Source organism: Kitasatospora sp. NPDC058444 (genome assembly GCF_042721415.1).
GTDB lineage: Bacteria > Actinomycetota > Actinomycetes > Streptomycetales > Streptomycetaceae > Kitasatospora.
In genome coordinates this window covers 17,300-33,414 of record NZ_JBHXLL010000016.1, presented here as the reverse complement: position 1 = coordinate 33,414, position 16,115 = coordinate 17,300, and the positions used below count along the sequence as shown (strand labels likewise).

Genomic DNA, 16,115 nt, shown 5'->3' with positions numbered 1-16,115 from the left:
TGGCCGGTCGGTCTAGTCGGTCGGCTCCCAGACCGCGTGGTCGTGCGCGAACAGCACGCGGTGCGGCTCGTGCTCCGCCATCCGGTCGAGCCAGGCCCGGTACCCCGGCAGCGGCGCGGCCACGCCCTCGCGCGCCGCCCGCCGGGCGAGCACCGCCTGTGCGTACTCGGAGGCGAAGTCGTACGCCTGCCCGGCCAGCAGGACCGGGCCGCCACCCGGGCGGTCGATCAGCAGGGACTGGTGGCCCCCGGTGTGGCCGGGCGTGGGCAGCACCCGCACGCCCGGCCAGACCTCGGCCTCGCCGTCGAGCTCGCGGTACTCGGCGCCGGGGAAGTCGACCAGCGCGTCGATGGTGTACCCGCCGCGCCGGGCGGTGGCCAGCTCCTCCGCCTGGACCAGGACGGGGGTGCCCGCGAACAGCGGGTTGCCGCCGCAGTGGTCGAAGTGCAGGTGGCAGTTGACCACCAGGTCGATGTCCCCGACGGCGACCCCGGCCGCGGCGAGCGCCTCCGGCAGCGGGCGGCGGACCGGGCGGTAGTGCGCCTCGGTCTCCGGCCCGCAGCCACCGATCCCGGTGTCGAACATCAGCAGCCCCTCCGGACGCCGGACCAGGTACGCCAGCACCGGTTCCACGCGCGGCTCCGGGCCGCCCACCTCGGCGGCCGGCCGGACGAAGTACCCCAGGTCGAGACGGCGGATCACGCGCAATTCAGCCCCCATGTCGCAGTGCGTCGCTCTCCCGTACAGGCGGCTGCACGGGTCCCCGGTTCGCACCCTACCCGCCGACCGGCAGCCCCTGGTCGGCCTTCACCTGCTTCATCGTCAGGTGCGAGTTGACCTGCGCGATGCCCGGCAGGCCGGAGAGCACGTCGGTGATGAAGCGCTCGTACGCGGCGATGTCGGCCACGGCGATCCGCAGCAGGTAGTCGGGCTCGCCGAACAGCCGGTGGGCCTCCACCACTTCCGGCAGTTCGGCCACCCGGCGCTCGAACTCGGCGACCGTCACCTGGTCCTCGTGACGCATGGTGATGGTCACGAAGGGCTGGAACCCGCGCCCGACGGCCGCGCCGTCCAGCACCGCCCGGTAGCCGCGGATCACGCCGTCCTGTTCCAGTTGGCGCACCCTGCGCAGGCAGGGGGAGGGGGTGAGGTCCACCCGGGAGGCCAGCTCGGTGTTCGTCAGGCGCCCGTCCTGCTGGAGCTCGCGGAGGATTCTGCGGTCAATTCGGTCCATGGCGCAACATTCTGCCAAAACACGCCTCCGACCAGCGAGAAGTCGCCATCGCGTGCCAGCCCCGTCCGGCTACCTTCAGTGACCGCACCGGCTGAACCGGCTGCACCGGCCACCGGGACGTCCCGGCCGAGCGCCGGGGCACCCAGGCCGGCCCACCGGGGCAAGCCTGGCGGACCACCCGGGCACCCCCGGCCGACCCGCCGGGCACACATCGCGACGACCACGACAGGCCACGCCCACGCCCATGGACACCCACGCCCTCCTCCTCTTCCTCGGAGTCGACCTGCTGCTGGTCTGCACCCCGGGCCCCGACTGGCTCTACATCGCCGCCCGAGGCCTCGGCCAGGGACGCCGTGCCGCGCTGACCGCGGTCGGCGGGGTCTGCGCCGGGTACGCCGTCCACACCCTGCTCTCCAGCGCCGGACTGGCCGCCGCGCTGCGCGCCGTCCCGGCCGCCCTGCCCGTGCTGCGCCTCACCGGAGCCGCGTACCTGCTGGTGCTGGCCGTCATGATGCTGCTGGCGCTGCGCAAGGGCGGGGGCGCCGCCGCTCTGGCCGCGCCCAAGCCGCAGCCCACCAGGACGGTGCTGCGCCAGAGCATGCTGACCGCGCTGCTCAACCCCAAGGGCCTGCTGCTCTACCTCTCCCTGGTGCCGCAGTTCGTCGACCCGGCCGCCGCACTGCCGGTCGGCGGGCAGGTCCTCGCGCTCGGCTCGCTCAACGTGCTGGCCTGCGCGGTGGTGTACGGGCTGGTCGCGCACGCCAGCGGGCGGCTCGGCGGCCGGTTCGGCGGCTCCCCGCAGGCGGCCCGCCGGATGACCGTGGTCTCGGCGGTCCTGCTGATGTTGGTGGCGGGCGTCACGGCGACTGCCTGAGAGCCGGAGCACAATGCCGGACATGACTGATCGCCCGTTGCCAGAAGGACCCACTGGTCCCACCGGAACCAGCGGAACGGCTGGAACCACCGGAACCACCGGATACGTCGACGGCCCCACCGCCCATGCCTGGGCGGCCCTCGGGGGATCGCCCGAGCTGCTGGAACGGGTGAGCTTCCAGGGCCCGGACGACGTCCTGCCCTCCGGTCTGCCGGTGCGCCGGCTCGCCCGCGCCACCGTGGCGGTCTGCTCGCTGGCAGCCGCCGAGCTCGCCGCCCACCGCAGCGGCGCGCTGGTTCCGACTGCCCAGGCCGTCCGGGTCGTCCCCGCCGTCCGGGTCGACCAGGGCGCGGTGGCCACCGCCTTCGTCAGCGAGCGGCACCTGACGGTCGACGGCCGCGCACCCGTCTCCTTCGCCCCGCACTCCGGCTTCTGGCGCACCGCGGACGGCTGGGTGCGCACCCACGCCAACTACCCGCACCACCGCGCCCGGCTGCTCTCCGCCCTCGACCTCGCCGTCGACACCGGGCCCGAGCAGCTCGCCGAGGCGCTCGGCAAGCTGCCGGCCGAGCTGATCCAGGAGCGCGCGTATGCGGCGGGAGCGCTCGCGGTCACCGTCGCGCCGGTGAGTCCGGCCGTGCACCCCCTCGTGGAGCAAGTGGAGATCGGTGCGGCCGCCGCGACCGCGCCGGTCCGCCCGCTCGGCGAGGCCCCGGTGGACCGTCCCGCCGCCGGGGCCCGGGTCCTCGACCTCACCCGGGTGATCGCCGGACCGGTCGCCACCCGCACCCTCGCCCTGCTCGGCGCCGACGTCCTGCGCGTCGACTCGCCCCGGTTGCCGGAGGCCGAAGACGCCCACACCGACACCGGCTTCGGCAAGCGCTCCACCCGGCTCGACCTCGCCGCACCGGCCGACCGCGCCGTGTTCGAGGGACTGCTCGCCACCGCCGACGTCGTCGTCACGGCCTACCGCCCCGGCGCCCTCGACGCCCACGGCCTGGGCCCCGACGCACTGTTCGCCCGCAAGCCGGACCTGATCCTCGCCCAGCTCTGCGCCTGGGGCTGGACCGGCCCCTGGGCCGGACGCCGCGGTTTCGACAGCCTGGTCCAGGCGGGCGTCGGCATCGCCGCGCACGAGGCCAGCCCCGACGGCCGCCCCGGCGTGCTGCCCGCCCAGGCCCTCGACCACGGCACCGGCTACCTCATCGCCGCCGCCGTCCTGCGCGTCCTCACCGACCAGCGCACCCGCCGCCCCGGCGGCCGCCACCTGCGCTTCTCCCTCGCCGGCACGGCCTCCTGGCTGCTGCACGGCATCGAACCGGGACCGGAGGCGCCGCAGGAGGCCCGGCCCGAGCCGTACGACCCCTCCCGCTGGCTGACCGAGACCGATTCCGCGTACGGTCGGCTGCGTCACGCCCTGCCGCCGATCGGGTACGAGGGGGCGCCCGCCGACTGGTCGCGCCCGCCGGGGCGCTGGGGAACGGACGACCCGGTCTGGCTCTGACGGCCTCGGGCGAGCGCTGTCCGAGGCGTCTGGCAGCATCGCCGTCATGACCGCGACCGCACACGCCACCGACTACACCTGGTTCGAGGAACGCTACCCCGACCTGGGCGAGGCCTACTGCCTCACCCAGGTCCAGGGCCTCGCGGCCGAGGAACTGCTGCGCCGCTTCGACGCCCTGCCGGCGAGCGACGCCGTCGGCCTGAAGGCGGTGACGGCCCGCTGGGAGGCCTACGAGGAGGGCGCGGACGAGGAGGACGAGGAGGACGAGGAGAACGAAGGGACCGGCGCGGACGAGGAGGCCGCGGCGCTGTTCGACCCCGCCGAGGACCGGCTGCTCGTCGCGGTCACCGAACTCGACGGCTGGGCCCTCGCGATCGAGCCGAACGGCTACCTCGGCTCCCTGGACACGGTGATCGCACGGCTCGGCGAGGGCACCCGGCTCATCTCGCACTTCCGCAACCTCAACGCCGTGGACCACTTCCACTGGTGGGAACACGGCCTCCAGCGGCTGCACTTCGAGCCGCTCTTCCCCGACCAGCGGGACGGCTCGGACGCCGATGCCCCCGGCATACCCGAGCTGCTGGCCGCCTGCGGCTTCCATCTGGGGACGGAGGAGTTCGCACAGCACACCGAGGCCGCGTTCGCGCTCGCCGAGCGGCTGACCGACGTCCGGCTCACCCCGGATCGGCTGGAGGCCGCCACCTTCCGGATCGGCTACGCGCCGCGCCCGTGACCTCGGGTGTCCGTGACGTCCGGCGCTCGTGACGTCCGGCGCTCGTGACGCCGCGCCCGTGCCGTGACCTGCCCTGCCCGTGGCCGGCTCCGCCCGTGAATCCTCCCGTCCAGCCGTGAGGCCGTGCCCCCGATGGGACACGGCCTCACGGCGCCGGGTGCAGGTCAGACGCCCGACGGAATCTCCTTGGCCCGGCTGCGGACCCGGATCGCCGTCACGATCTCGAGCAGGCCCAGGATCACCAGCCAGCACCCGGCGAGCACGGCCAGCGCGGTGATCGAGCCGACCGGCCACACCATCAGCAGCACGCCGGCCAGGGTGTTGGCCACGCCCGCGAAGGCCTGCCAGCCGCGGGCGGGCATCAGCGGGTCGGAGATCGCGGCGGCGAGCTGGGTGATGCCGCGGAACAGCCAGCCGATCCCGATCCAGAGCGCGAGCAGCAGCAGCGACCGTGCCGCGCTGCGGAAGCAGAGCAGCCCCAGCAGCACGCAGATCGCACCGCTGATGAAGGCCAGCACCCGCAGTGCCGTGGTGGAGTGGGTGCCGAACGCGGCGATCAGCTGCACGATGCCGATCACCAGCAGGTAGAGGCCGAACAGCACGCCCACCACCAGCAGCGTCTCCTCGGGCCAGGCGAAGACCACGATCCCGAGGGCGAGCGAGACGAGTCCGGCGAGCAGCAGGACCTGCCAGGCGGCCTTGGCGAGCAGTCCGAGCGGTCCCTGGACCGGGGTACCGTCGGGGGTGATGATCGGAGGGGCCACGGTGGGGTACTCCTCGGGCTGAGGCCGGGCGACGGCGACGGGGGCACCGGTGACCGGTGTCGTGCTGGGCGCACGGCGCCGGACGGGTGGGGTAGGTCGGGTCGGCCGGCTGACGGGCAGGGAACGAACCCCAGCGTCTCCGCGCCACGGCCGGACCGCGCGCCGGATACGGCCGTTCGGGGGATCCGCCGCGGTCGCCGGAACGTCACCCTCCGGACACTTTCCGTCGATATCATCCGGCGATATGACTTCTGAAGGGTGGGGGACCCCTCCGGTCGAGCCGATCAGCCAGCACTACATCGTCTGCGGGGGCAACGCGCTGGCTCACCGACTGGTCCTGGAGCTCGTCGAGCACTACGAGGTCCCGGTCGTCGTCCTGGTCGCCGATCGAACCCGCGACCACGCGCCGCAGATCGAGCAACTCTCCGGCGTCGCGGCGGTCGTGGAGTACGCCAGCATCACGGAGGAGGCGCTGCGCGCGGTGTCCATCGGCACCGCGCGCGGTCTCGCCCTGGTCGAGGGGAGCGACCAGGAGAACATCCACGCCGCGCTCAGCGCCCAGAACCACAACCCGGACATCCGCATCGTCTTCCGGATGTTCAACCAGCGGCTCGGCGAGAACATCGAGCGGCTACTCAAGAACGGTGCCGCGCTCTCCGGTTCCGCCACCGCCGCCCCGGCCTTCGCCGCCGCGGCGCTCGGGCGGCCCAACTCGGTGGAGATCGAAGGGCGTTACCTGCACATCGCGTTCGACGACGACATCACCTCCGACCGCATCTGCGTGGTCGCCGACCAGATCGACCGGCAGGACCTCGGCCGGATCCGGCTGCTGCCCGAGCAGCAGGGTGACTCGGCCGAATTCGTCAGGCTCGCCAGCGAGTTCGGCGACGACGGGCCGATCCGGCCCGGCGGCGTACGGCGCGAACCGGCGCCCCCGGCCGCCCCCGACGCGGAGGAGGAACCGGGCGGCAGGGCGGCGCTCCAGGTGCTGCGGATGGAGCCCCGGGAACCGATCGACTGGATGCGACGGGTGCGCTGGCGGCTGCTCGACACCATGCGCTTCTTCACCAGCGCCCGGATGCGGCTGGTGCTGCTCACCGCCCTCGCGGCGGTGCTGCTGGCCTTCGGGGTGCTCTGGTACCTCAACCGGAACTTCGGCTGGACCGTCTACGTCACGCTGCTCGACCTGGCCGGCGCCGCCCAGCCGGACCAGCTCTCCGACATCTCCTCCGGGACGGGCACCGGCGGGTTCTGGCAGCGGGTGGCGCAGGTGGTGATCACCATCTGCGGGATCACCTTCGCGCCGGTGGCCACCGCCATCGCGGTCGAAGTGCTGGGCTCCGGGCGGCGCGGGCAGCCGCGCAACCCCGGGGCGGGCACCCGGGACCACGTGATCGTCGTCGGCCTCGGCAACGTCGGAACCCGCGTCGCGACCCAACTGCACGACATGGGCGTGCCGGTGGTCTGCATGGAGCGGGACCCGCAGGCACGCGGCATCGCCGCCGTCCGGGCGCTGGGGATCCCGGTGGTGATGGGCGACGGTCCGTTCGAGCAGCAGCTGCGCCGGGCCCGGCTGAAGCACAGCCGGGCGCTGGTCGCGGTCAGCGGGGACGACGCCACCAACCTGGAGGCGGCCCTGGAGGCACGCCACGGCAAACCCGAGGTCCGGGTGGTGGTGCGGCTGTTCGAGGACGACTTCGCCAGCCACTTCTACAAGACGCTGGACAACGCGGCCTCCCGGTCGGTGTCCTACCTGGCCGCGCCCGCCTTCGCGGCGGCGCTGATGGGGCGCGAGGTGCGGGGGACGCTGTCGGTGCTCCGGCACGTGCTGCTGATCGCCGAGCTGAAGGTGGAGGACGGCAGCGGGCTGATCGGGCTGAACCGGCACGACCTGGAGGACCCGGGCGGCGTCCGGGTGATCGCCGTGCGCTTCGCCCACGGCGGGCAGTTGCAGTGGAACTTCCCGGACCGTACCCGGAGGCTCGCCCCGGGCGACCAGATCGTCGTCGCCGCCACCCGCCTCGGGCTCGCCCGGCTGAACACGGTGGCGGTGGAGGAGGAGGACTGAGCGCGGCGGCCGACGGTGGACGGTCTTCGGCGAACGCTTGACGGCCTTCGGCGAACAGAGTTCAGCTGACAGATTTCAGCATCTGAAATCTGTCAGCTGTCTGCTGTCAGCTGTCCGCCGTTATCCGTCGGACGCCCTCCGCCGTCAGCGGTTCTGGAACTCCGGCGGGCGCTTCTCGGCGAACGCCGCCATGCCCTCCTTCTGGTCCGCCGTGGCGAAGGCCGCGTGGAAGAGCCGGCGCTCGAAGCGGACGCCCTCGGCCAGGGTGGTCTCGAAGGCGCGGTTGACGCTCTCCTTCATCATGACCGCCGCCGGGGCCGACATGGCCGCGACCGTCTCGGCGGTGGCGAGCGCCTCGGACAGCAGCTGGTCCGCCGGGACGATCCGGGAGACCAGGCCGGCCCGCTCGGCCTCCTCGGCGCCCATCATCCGGCCGGTCAGGCACAGCTCCATGGCCTTCGCCTTGCCGACCGCCCGGGTCAGCCGCTGCGAGCCGCCGATGCCCGGGATCACCCCGAGCTTGATCTCCGGCTGCCCGAACTTCGCGGTGTCCGCGGCCAGCAGGATGTCGCACAGCATCGCCAGCTCGCAGCCGCCGCCCAGCGCGAACCCGGCCACCGCCGCGATCACCGGCTTGCGCACGGCGCCGAGCCGGTCCCACGGGCCCAGCCAGTCGTCCAGGTAGACGTCCGGGAACCGGTTGCCCTGCATCTCCTTGATGTCGGCGCCGGCCGCGAAGGCCTTCTCCGAGCCGGTGATGACCAGACAGCCGATCTCCGGGTCCCGGTCGAAGGCGGTCGCGGCGGCGACCACCTCGTTCATGAGCTGGGTGTTCAGCGCGTTGAGCGCCTTGGGCCGGTTGAGCGTGATCAGCCCCACCCTGCCCTTGCGCTCGACCAGGATCGTCTCGTAGGTCTCGGTCTCGGTCATCGCCGTCGACTCCCATTTCCGCTGCTCGGCGCCCGTGGGCGCGCCCTGACCACCCAACGATCTACGACGCGCCCCGCCTCGCGCCAGTCTTGGTATGCGAGACGCCGGTCACCAGGCTCTGGAGGAGGGGCAGGGGGTCAGGCCAGTCCCAGCTCGTCGCCCTCGCGCGAGCCGAAGTAGCGGGCGACGTCCGCCTCCGTCACCTCGGCGAGCGTGCCGGGCTTCCAGTGCGGGTCGCGGTCCTTGTCGATCACCTGCGCACGGATGCCCTCGACCATGTCGTGGCTCTCCAGCGCGGTGCAGGAGATCCGGTACTCCTGGTCGAGCACGGCCTCCAGCGAAGGGAGGGTGCGGGCGCGGCGCAGCGCGGCCAGGGTGGTCTTGACGGCGGTGGGGGAGTTCGCCAGGACCGCGACGGCGGCCTCCTTCGCCTCCGGGACACCCGAGTTCAGCAGCCGGTCGACGATCTCCTCGACCGTGTCGGCCGCGTAGCAGGCGTCGATCCAGGTGCGCTGGGCGGCCAGTGCGGCGGGCGGCGCGGGCTCGGCGTGCGCGGCGACGAGGGTGGCCACCAGGGCGGTGACCTCGGCGGTGGTGCGGCCGGTCCCCGAGGCGGTGCCCCGGGCCAGGGCGTCGAGCAGGTCGGGGATGCGCGGCGTGGGCACGAAGTGGTCCGCGAACCCGCACAGCAGGGCGTCGCCCGGGCCCATCGAGGCCGCGGAGAGCCCGAGGTGGGTGCCCAGCTCGCCGGGCGCGTGGGCGAGCAGCCGACTGCCGCCGACGTCCGGGGCGATACCGATCCGGGTCTCGGGCATCGCGACGACGGAACGCTCGGTGACGATCCGCACCGCGCCGTGGGCGGAGACGCCGACGCCGCCGCCCATGGTGATGCCGTCCTGCACCGCGACGTACGGCTTCGGGTAGCGGGCGATCAGGGCGTTCAGCCGGTACTCGTCGCGGAAGAACGCCCGGGTGCCGGCTCCTCCCGCTCTGGCGTCGTCGTGCATCGCGCGGATGTCCCCGCCGGCGCAGAGGCCGCGCTCGCCCGCGCCGGTCAGGACGACGGCGCGTATCCGGTCGTCCTCGGCCCAGTCGTCCAGCGTGGCGCGCAGGGCGGTGACCATGCCGTGGGTCAGCGAGTTGAGTGCCTTCGGGCGGTTCAGCACGAGCCGTCCGACGCCGCCGTCCAGGAAGGCCTGGACCTCCGCCACCTCTGTGCTCATCCGGCCCGCTCCCGTTCCTCGGTGATGTCGGAGTCCGTCGGAGTCCGCTGGAGTACGCCGGAGCCCTCGAAGTCCGCCTGGCGTCCACCGTACCGGGGGCGGCGGGGAGCACTGATCACCGGATCGGGAGGCGGGGACCGAAGACGGGTGACAGCTGACAGATGATGAAATCTGTCAGCTGTCACCCGTGATCTGTCAGTCGTCCGTTGTCAGTCGTCCGTTGTGAGTCGTCACCTGTCAGCCGTCGGCTGTCACCCGTGATCGCTCAGCCGCGCACGCGCCCGGTGACCTCGCCGAACCCGAGCACGGCGCCGTCCGGCCCGGGCGCGGTCGCGGTGATGGTCACCTCGTCGCCGTCCTCCAGGAACGTCCGGATCGTCCCGTCCGGGAGCTTCAGCGGCTCCTCGCCGTTCCAGGTCAGCTCGATCAGCGCACCCCGGGTGTCCCGCTCCGGTCCGCTGACGGTGCCGGAGGCGAACAGGTCGCCGGTGCGCAGCGAAGCGCCGTTGACCGTCATGTGGGTCAGCTGCTGCTGCGCCGTCCAGTACATGGTGGCGAACGGCGGCCGGGAGACGGGGTGCCCGTTCAGCCGGACCTCCATCGCCAGGTCCAGGCCCCACGGCTCGCCGCCCCGGTCGTCCAGGTACGCCAACGGCTCGACGTCACGCTCCGGCGGTGCGACCCGGGCGTGATCCAGGGCCTCCAGCGGGACGATCCACGGCGAGACCGAGGTTGCGAAGGACTTGCCGAGGAACGGGCCGAGCGGCACGTACTCCCAGGCCTGGATGTCGCGCGCCGACCAGTCGTTGAGCAGGCAGACGCCGAACACGTGCTCGCGGAAGTCGTCCAGCACGACCGGTCGGCCGAGCTCCGACGGCGTGCCGACGACGAAGCCGACCTCGGCCTCGATGTCCAGCCGGCGCGTCGGCCCGAAGGTCGGAGCGGCGTCGGCGGGCGCCTTGCGCTGCCCGTGCGGCCGCACCACCGGTGTGCCGGAGACCACGACCGTGCCCGCACGCCCGTGGTAACCGATGGGCAGGTGCTTCCAGTTGGGGGTGAGCGGCTCCGCGCCCGGGCGGAAGATCCGGCCCAGGTTGGTGGCGTGGTGCTCCGAGGCGTAGAAGTCGACGTAGTCGGCGACCTCGAACGGCAGGTGCAGCTCCACCTCGTCGGCCGGCAGCAGCGCCGGCGACAGCGCCTCGCGGAAGGACTCGTCGGTGAGCCAGGTGGTGAGGTCCGCCCGCACCCGGGTCCAGACCGGACGCCCCGCCGCCATCAGCGGGTTGAGCGAGTCCGCCTCCAGCAGCGTCGACGGCGCACCGGCCGCGCGGGCGGCCGCCCCGGCGTCCAGCACGAAGTCTCCGACGCGCACGCCGATCCGGCGCCGCCCCGGCTGGTCGGCGGCGGTGAAGACGCCGTACGGCAGGTTGTGCACGCCGAACGGCGAGTCCTGGGCGCTGGCGAGCCAGCTGCCGGTGCTGCTGGGGGTGGTGCTCAACGGTCCTCCTGGTGCAGTGGACTGGGCGACGACAGCAGGCCGAGTGCGGCCAGGTCACCCAGGGGCTCGGCGATGCTACAGGTGCCGAACGCGGTGAACGAGTTGCGGATCACCGTGATCTGACGATCCGTCAGCAAACGCACCGCCTTGGCCAGCACCTCGCCGTCGCGCTCCGCCAGCACCGCCGCGGCCGCGGCCCGGTCGGTCTCCTGCGCGGCCAGCAGCACGTTCAGGAAGCCGTGGTGCTCGAACCCGGTCTCCGGGTCGGTGTGCCGGACGGCGTTGTGCAGCCCAGCCGTGCACTTGTAGGGCAGTCCGCGCTGCGCGCAGCCGGTGAGGAAGGCGGCCAGCTCCTCCTCGTCCGGGAACGCCTCGGCGACCAGTCCGCCGGTGCGGAACTTCGCCCGGTACGGGCTGTCCACCAGCACGTCCAGGACGGCGTCCAGTCCGTCCCCGCGCAGGAGTTCGCGCGGCAGTTCGACGGCGGCCGGGACGTCCGGTGGCAGCAGCCGGTCCAGTGCGGCCACCGCCTCGGCGGCGTCCCGGGTGGCCAGTTCGACGCCGGCCAGCTCGAACGGCGCGGCGGCGGCGAGCGCCGGGGCGAGTTCGGTGCTGCCCCCCGGCAGCACCAGCCCGACCCTGAGCGGCCGGTCGCCCGCCACCACCGATCCGCCCGCCCCCGTCGTGCCCGCCGCCGTGTCCTCGCCGGCAGCGGGGGTCGAAGTCGCCTCGGAGCCGACGGTCGTCGGGGAGTTCGCGACGGCCGCGGCCAACTCGCCCAGCCGGCCCGCCCCGCAGAGGAGCGGCCCGACCGCCTCGGCGTACCAGGCCGAGCGGTGCGCCCGGTGCGCGGGCACCGCCTCGACGACCGGAAGGTTCCCCGGCGGGAACACCGCCGCGTCGTCGAACAGCTCGCGGAACAGCTCGGGGATCACGCCCCCCGAAGCCAGTGCGCTCATCGCCCGGGCCCCCGACCGGCCCAGGTCCAGGCGTAGTCGGAATCTTCGCCGGCCCGGCCGCCCTCGCCGAGCTCCAGCGGGCGGAAGGTGTCCACCATGACGGCCAGCTCGTCGAAGAACTCCGCGCCGATGCTGCGCTCGTACGCTCCCGGCTGCGGCCCGTGGGTGTGTCCGCCCGGGTGCAGCGAGATCGAGCCCTGGCCGATGCCGGAGCCCTTGCGCGCCGCGTAGTCGCCGCCGCAGTAGAACATGACCTCGTCGCTGTCCACGTTGGCGTGGTAGTACGGCACCGGGATCGACAGCGGGTGGTAGTCCACCTTGCGCGGAACGAAGTTGCAGATCACGAAGCCGTTGCCCTCGAAGACCTGGTGGGCCGGCGGAGGCTGGTGGATCCGGCCGGTGATCGGCTCGAAGTCCCTGATGTTGAAGGCGTACGGGTACAGACAGCCGTCCCAGCCGACCACGTCGAAGGGGTGGTGCGGCACGGTGTAGCGGGTGCCCGCGATCCCGTTCGGGCCACGGTGCTTGACCAGCACGTCGACGTCCCCGGGGGCATCGACGACCAGCGGTCCGACCGGTCCGCGGAAGTCCCGCTCGCAGTACGGCGCGTGTTCCAGCAGCTGCCCGTACTTCGACAGGTAGCGCTTGACCGGGGTGATGTGGCTGTTCGCCTCGATGCAGTACGCGCGCAGCGGCTCGTCGCCGGCCGGCACCCAGCGGTGGGTGGTGGCGCGCGGGATGATCACGTAGTCGCCCTGCCCGACCTCGATCGAGCCGAACACCGTCTCGACCGTGCCGGAGCCGGACTCCACGTACACGCACTCGTCGCCGAGCCCGTTGCGGTAGAGCTCGCTCGGGGCCCCGGCGGCGACGTACGAGATCCGCACGTCGCCGTTGCCGAGAACCAGTCTGCGGCTGCCGACGACGTCCGCGGACTTCCAGTCCTGGTCCGCGAACAGCTCGTGCAGCTTGAGGTGCCGGGGGAGGAGCGGATGGTTGGGCACCGTGGACTGGTCCGGCAGCTCCCAGGGCACCGCGTTGACCACCGCCGAGGGGATGCCCCGGTGGTAGAGCAGCGAGGAGTCCGAAGAGAACCCCTCCTCGCCCATCAACTCCTCGTAGTAAAGACCGCCTTCGGGAGTGCGGTGCTGGGTGTGCCGCTTGGGCGGGATGCTGCCCAGCTGCCGGTAGTACGCCATCTCCGTGGTCCTCCTCGACCGATTGGCAGAGATCCGCTTCGTCAGAGCTCGACGGAGCTTGTCACGGACCCCGTTCGCCGGTGCCCGTCAGAGCGCCGATCGCCGGAGCCCGTCAGAGCCCCGATCGCCGGTGCCCGGCTCGTCGGAGCCGTCGGACGCTCACAGGTTGCCGCGTCGGTCCTGCTCGCGCTCGATGGACTCGAAGAGCGCCTTGAAGTTGCCCTTGCCGAAGCCGAGCGAACCGTGCCGCTCGATGAACTCGTAGAAGACGGTGGGGCGGTCGCCGATCGGCTTGGTGAAGATCTGCAGCAGGTAGCCGTCCTCGTCGCGGTCGACCAGGATGCCGCGCTTCTTCAGCTCCTCGATCGGCACCCGGACCTTGCCGATCCGCTCGCGCAGCTCCGGGTCGTCGTAGTAGGCGTCCGGGGTGGCGAGGAACTCCACGCCGCGCGCCCGCAGGACGTCCACGGTGGTGAGGATGTCGTTGGTGGCGAGCGCCATGTGCTGGCAGCCCGGGCCGGTGTAGAACTCCAGGTACTCGTCGATCTGGGACTTCTTCTTGGCGACGGCCGGCTCGTTGAGCGGGAACTTCACCCGGTGGTTGCCGCTGGCGACGACCTTGGACATCAGCGCCGAGTACTCGGTGGCGATGTCGTCGCCGACGAACTCGGCCATGTTCACGAAGCCCATGACGCGGTTGTAGAACGACACCCACTCGTCCATCCGGCCCAGCTCGACGTTGCCGACGGCGTGGTCGAGGGCCTGGAAGAGCCGCTTGGGCGAGCCCTCCGGGTGGGTGACCCTGCTCTCCGCGACGACGTAGCCCGGCAGGTAGGGGCCGTGGTAGCGGGAGCGGTCGATCAGGGTGTGGCGGGTCTCGCCGTAGGTGGCGATGGCCGCGCGGCGCACGGTGCCGTTCTCGTCCGAGACGTCGTTCGGCTCCTCCAGCACGGTGGCGCCGGTCGCACGGGCGTGCTCGATGCACCTGTCGACGTCCGGGACCTCCAGGGCGAGGTCGACGACGCCGTCGCCGTGGCGGCGGTGGTGGTCCAGCAGCGGGCTGCCCGGCTGGACACCGCCCTTGATCACGAAGCGGCAGGAACCGGAGCGGAGCACGTACGCCTTGCGGTCCCGACGACCGGTCTCCGGGCCGGAGTAGGCGACCAGCTCCATGCCGAAGACGACCTGGTAGAACTGGGCCGTCTGGGTGGCGTTGCCGACCACGAAGACGACCGCGTCCTGGGCCGTCACGGGGAACGGGTCGGCGGCGTCGTCGTGCTCGACAAGGCCGACGAGGCGGCGCAGCTGGTCGGCGTCAAGACCGGCCTCGCGCTCCTCGGGGGTCAACTCAAGGGCGTGGGTCTGCGGGGTCATCGCTCGTTCCTCCACTTCGGGCCTCGCCGTCGAGGCTTCCGCTGGATCGCGACCGCACCGCGAACGGGTGGGCGGTGTGGTTGCGGAGAGCTTGCTACTGTCGGGGTGGTTGGGCAACAGGTCGGATTTTGACTGCTCAATGTGTACAAGCTGATCAGAAAATCCCGCTGTCAGCTGCGCAAAATGCGCTGCTGACCGGGGACGATGCACGAATCCTGCGCAATGGGACGGTCACGCACTTCCGGGGCCAGTGGGGCGCGGGAGGTGGCGCAGGAACCAGTCCGAGGCCAGTTCGGCGACCCGGTCCAGCGTCCCGGGCTCCTCGAACAGGTGGCTCGCGTGCGGCACCACCGCGAGCCCGGTCTCGCAGCGCAGCCGGCTCCGGGCCCGCCGGTTGAGGTCGAGCACGGTGGGGTCCAGGGAGCCGACGACGAGCAGCGTCGGAGCGCGGACCCGGGCCAGCGTGTCGGGCGGGGCGAGGTCCGGGCGACCACCCCGGGAGACCACGGCACACACCGCCGGGCCCAGCTCGGCGGCGGTGTGCAGCGCGGCCGCGGCGCCGGTGCTGGCGCCGAACAGGCCGAGCGGAAGGCCCCGGGTCTCGGGCACGTCGGCGTCCGGGCCGCCCTGCGCCGCGCCCAGCTGCCGGGCGACGGCGGTCAGCCGGCCGCCCAGCAGCGCCACGTCGAACACGTTCCGCCGGTCGGCCTCCTCGGCCTCGGTGAGCAGGTCGAACAGCAGCGTGGCCAGCCCGGTGCGGTTCAGGTACTCGGCGACGTGCCGGTTGCGCGGGCTGTGCCGGCCGCTGCCGCTGCCGTGCGCGAAGACGACGACCCCGCGCGCGCCGGCCGGGACGGTCAGCCGGCCGGCGAGGCGGGCCCCGGAGGCGGGCAGCAGCAGCTCGCGGTCGACCCCGGCGGAGGCCGCGGGCGGGTCGCCGCCGGCCTGGGCCAGCAGCCGCAGCACCTCCTCGTCCTCGGTCTGCGTGAAGTCGGCGTAGAACTCGCCGATCGCGTAGAACGGGGACGGCGTGTCGACGCAGACCAGTTCGTCGGCGACCTCGTCGAGGCGCTCGGCCCAGTCCGCGGGCGCGACCGGCACCGCGAGCACCACCCGGGCCGCGCCGCGCTCCCGGACGATCCGGCAGGCCGCCCGGGCGGTGGAGCCGGTGGCGATGCCGTCGTCCACCACGACCACCGTGCGCCCGCGCAGGTCGGCGGGTGGCCGGTCGCCCCGGTAGCGGCGGGCCCGGCGCGCCAGCTCGGCGCGCTCGCGCCGCTCCACCTCGGCCAGTTGCTCGTCGGTGACCGCGGAGAACCGGATGACCTGGTCGTTCAGCACCCGGACGCCGTCCTCGCCGATCGCCCCCATGCCGAGCTCCGGCTGGTAGGGCACGCCGAGCTTGCGGATCACGCAGATGTCCAGCGGTGAGCCGAGCGCCGCGGCGACCTCGGCGGCCACCGGCACACCGCCCCTCGGCAGCGCCACGATCACGGTGTCGGGTCCGGCCAGGTGTCCCAGGCGGGCGGCCAGCCGACGGCCCGCCTCGGTGCGGTCGGCGAAGCGGGTGAAGTGGGTTCCGGTGACGTGCATGACACGGCCTCCGGTTCCACCGTACGTCGTTCCGGTCGGCTCGGGGCGTTCGCGGGCGGGGGCGACCCGGGGGCGACCCGGGGGCGCCTCGGGGGGCGATCGGGGTGCGGCGGCGAGGGTCGGGACCGGGGCGGAAGCAGGCCGGGATCTCCGCGCGGTGGC

The 16,115-nt window shown here is 73.0% G+C and carries 14 protein-coding genes; 4 read left to right on the top strand and 10 right to left on the bottom strand.

The genetic code is table 11. The annotated features are described in order from the left end of the window. Positions 1-12 precede the first annotated feature (12 nt). Both ACFWP2_RS18555 and ACFWP2_RS18550 read right to left on the bottom strand, forming a co-directional pair. The gene (locus tag ACFWP2_RS18555) at positions 13-720 is read right to left on the bottom strand and encodes an N-acyl homoserine lactonase family protein (protein ID WP_380452515.1); all 708 of its coding nucleotides are present in this window, start codon (positions 718-720) and stop codon (positions 13-15) included. Positions 721-775: 55 nt separating this feature from the next. Next, positions 776-1,234 carry an Lrp/AsnC family transcriptional regulator gene (locus ACFWP2_RS18550; protein ID WP_380452513.1) on the bottom strand — a complete coding sequence of 153 codons (459 nt, stop codon included), beginning with the start codon at positions 1,232-1,234 and terminating at the stop codon, positions 776-778. A 244-nt stretch (positions 1,235-1,478) separates the two neighbouring features. Between ACFWP2_RS18550 and ACFWP2_RS18545 the strand changes: the two genes are divergently transcribed. The 3 genes from ACFWP2_RS18545 to ACFWP2_RS18535 are packed head-to-tail and all read left to right on the top strand — an operon-like array spanning position 1,479 to position 4,345. Further along, positions 1,479-2,108, top strand: coding sequence for a LysE family translocator (locus ACFWP2_RS18545; protein WP_380452511.1), 630 nt, complete (start codon positions 1,479-1,481; stop codon positions 2,106-2,108). 22 nt (positions 2,109-2,130) lie between these two features. Beyond that, a complete protein-coding gene (locus ACFWP2_RS18540) occupies positions 2,131-3,612 on the top strand; it encodes a CoA transferase (protein ID WP_380452509.1) in 1,482 nt (493 codons plus the stop codon). A 46-nt stretch (positions 3,613-3,658) separates the two neighbouring features. Further along, on the top strand, positions 3,659-4,345 hold the full coding sequence (locus ACFWP2_RS18535; protein WP_380452507.1) for a DUF6461 domain-containing protein: 687 nt from the start codon (positions 3,659-3,661) through the stop codon (positions 4,343-4,345). A 164-nt stretch (positions 4,346-4,509) separates the two neighbouring features. Here the strand turns inward: ACFWP2_RS18535 and ACFWP2_RS18530 are convergent, their stop codons facing one another. Continuing rightward, positions 4,510-5,109, bottom strand: coding sequence for an HdeD family acid-resistance protein (locus ACFWP2_RS18530; protein ID WP_380452505.1), 600 nt, complete (start codon positions 5,107-5,109; stop codon positions 4,510-4,512). Between the two features lie 244 nt (positions 5,110-5,353). Here ACFWP2_RS18530 and ACFWP2_RS18525 point away from each other — a divergent pair, with 244 nt between their 5' ends. Beyond that, positions 5,354-7,177: an NAD-binding protein gene (locus ACFWP2_RS18525; RefSeq protein WP_380452503.1), complete on the top strand. Its 1,824-nt coding sequence runs from the start codon at positions 5,354-5,356 to the stop codon at positions 7,175-7,177. 144 nt (positions 7,178-7,321) lie between these two features. Here ACFWP2_RS18525 and ACFWP2_RS18520 read toward each other — a convergent pair whose 3' ends face one another. From ACFWP2_RS18520 to ACFWP2_RS18490, 7 genes are all read right to left on the bottom strand, one after another. After that, positions 7,322-8,107, bottom strand: coding sequence for an enoyl-CoA hydratase (locus ACFWP2_RS18520; RefSeq protein WP_380452501.1), 786 nt, complete (start codon positions 8,105-8,107; stop codon positions 7,322-7,324). A gap of 137 nt (positions 8,108-8,244) precedes the next feature. After that, the gene (locus ACFWP2_RS18515) at positions 8,245-9,330 is read right to left on the bottom strand and encodes an enoyl-CoA hydratase/isomerase family protein (protein WP_380452499.1); all 1,086 of its coding nucleotides are present in this window, start codon (positions 9,328-9,330) and stop codon (positions 8,245-8,247) included. Between the two features lie 265 nt (positions 9,331-9,595). Next, complete coding sequence (fahA, locus tag ACFWP2_RS18510) at positions 9,596-10,828, bottom strand: fumarylacetoacetase (RefSeq protein WP_380452497.1); 1,233 nt, start codon at positions 10,826-10,828, stop codon at positions 9,596-9,598. Then, the gene (locus ACFWP2_RS18505) at positions 10,825-11,787 is read right to left on the bottom strand and encodes a hypothetical protein (RefSeq protein WP_380452495.1); all 963 of its coding nucleotides are present in this window, start codon (positions 11,785-11,787) and stop codon (positions 10,825-10,827) included. The genes fahA and ACFWP2_RS18505 overlap by 4 nt, the downstream gene beginning before the upstream one ends. Then, the gene (locus ACFWP2_RS18500) at positions 11,784-12,986 is read right to left on the bottom strand and encodes a homogentisate 1,2-dioxygenase (RefSeq protein ID WP_380452493.1); all 1,203 of its coding nucleotides are present in this window, start codon (positions 12,984-12,986) and stop codon (positions 11,784-11,786) included. Before ACFWP2_RS18500 ends, ACFWP2_RS18505 begins: the two co-directional genes overlap by 4 nt. 159 nt (positions 12,987-13,145) lie before the next feature. Next, positions 13,146-14,360 (bottom strand): 4-hydroxyphenylpyruvate dioxygenase, encoded by a 1,215-nt coding sequence (gene hppD / locus ACFWP2_RS18495; protein WP_380452491.1) that lies wholly within the window; start codon positions 14,358-14,360, stop codon positions 13,146-13,148. 231 nt (positions 14,361-14,591) lie between these two features. Then, the gene (locus ACFWP2_RS18490) at positions 14,592-15,953 is read right to left on the bottom strand and encodes a phosphoribosyltransferase family protein (RefSeq protein ID WP_380452489.1); all 1,362 of its coding nucleotides are present in this window, start codon (positions 15,951-15,953) and stop codon (positions 14,592-14,594) included. Between the last annotated feature and the right edge of the window lie 162 nt (positions 15,954-16,115).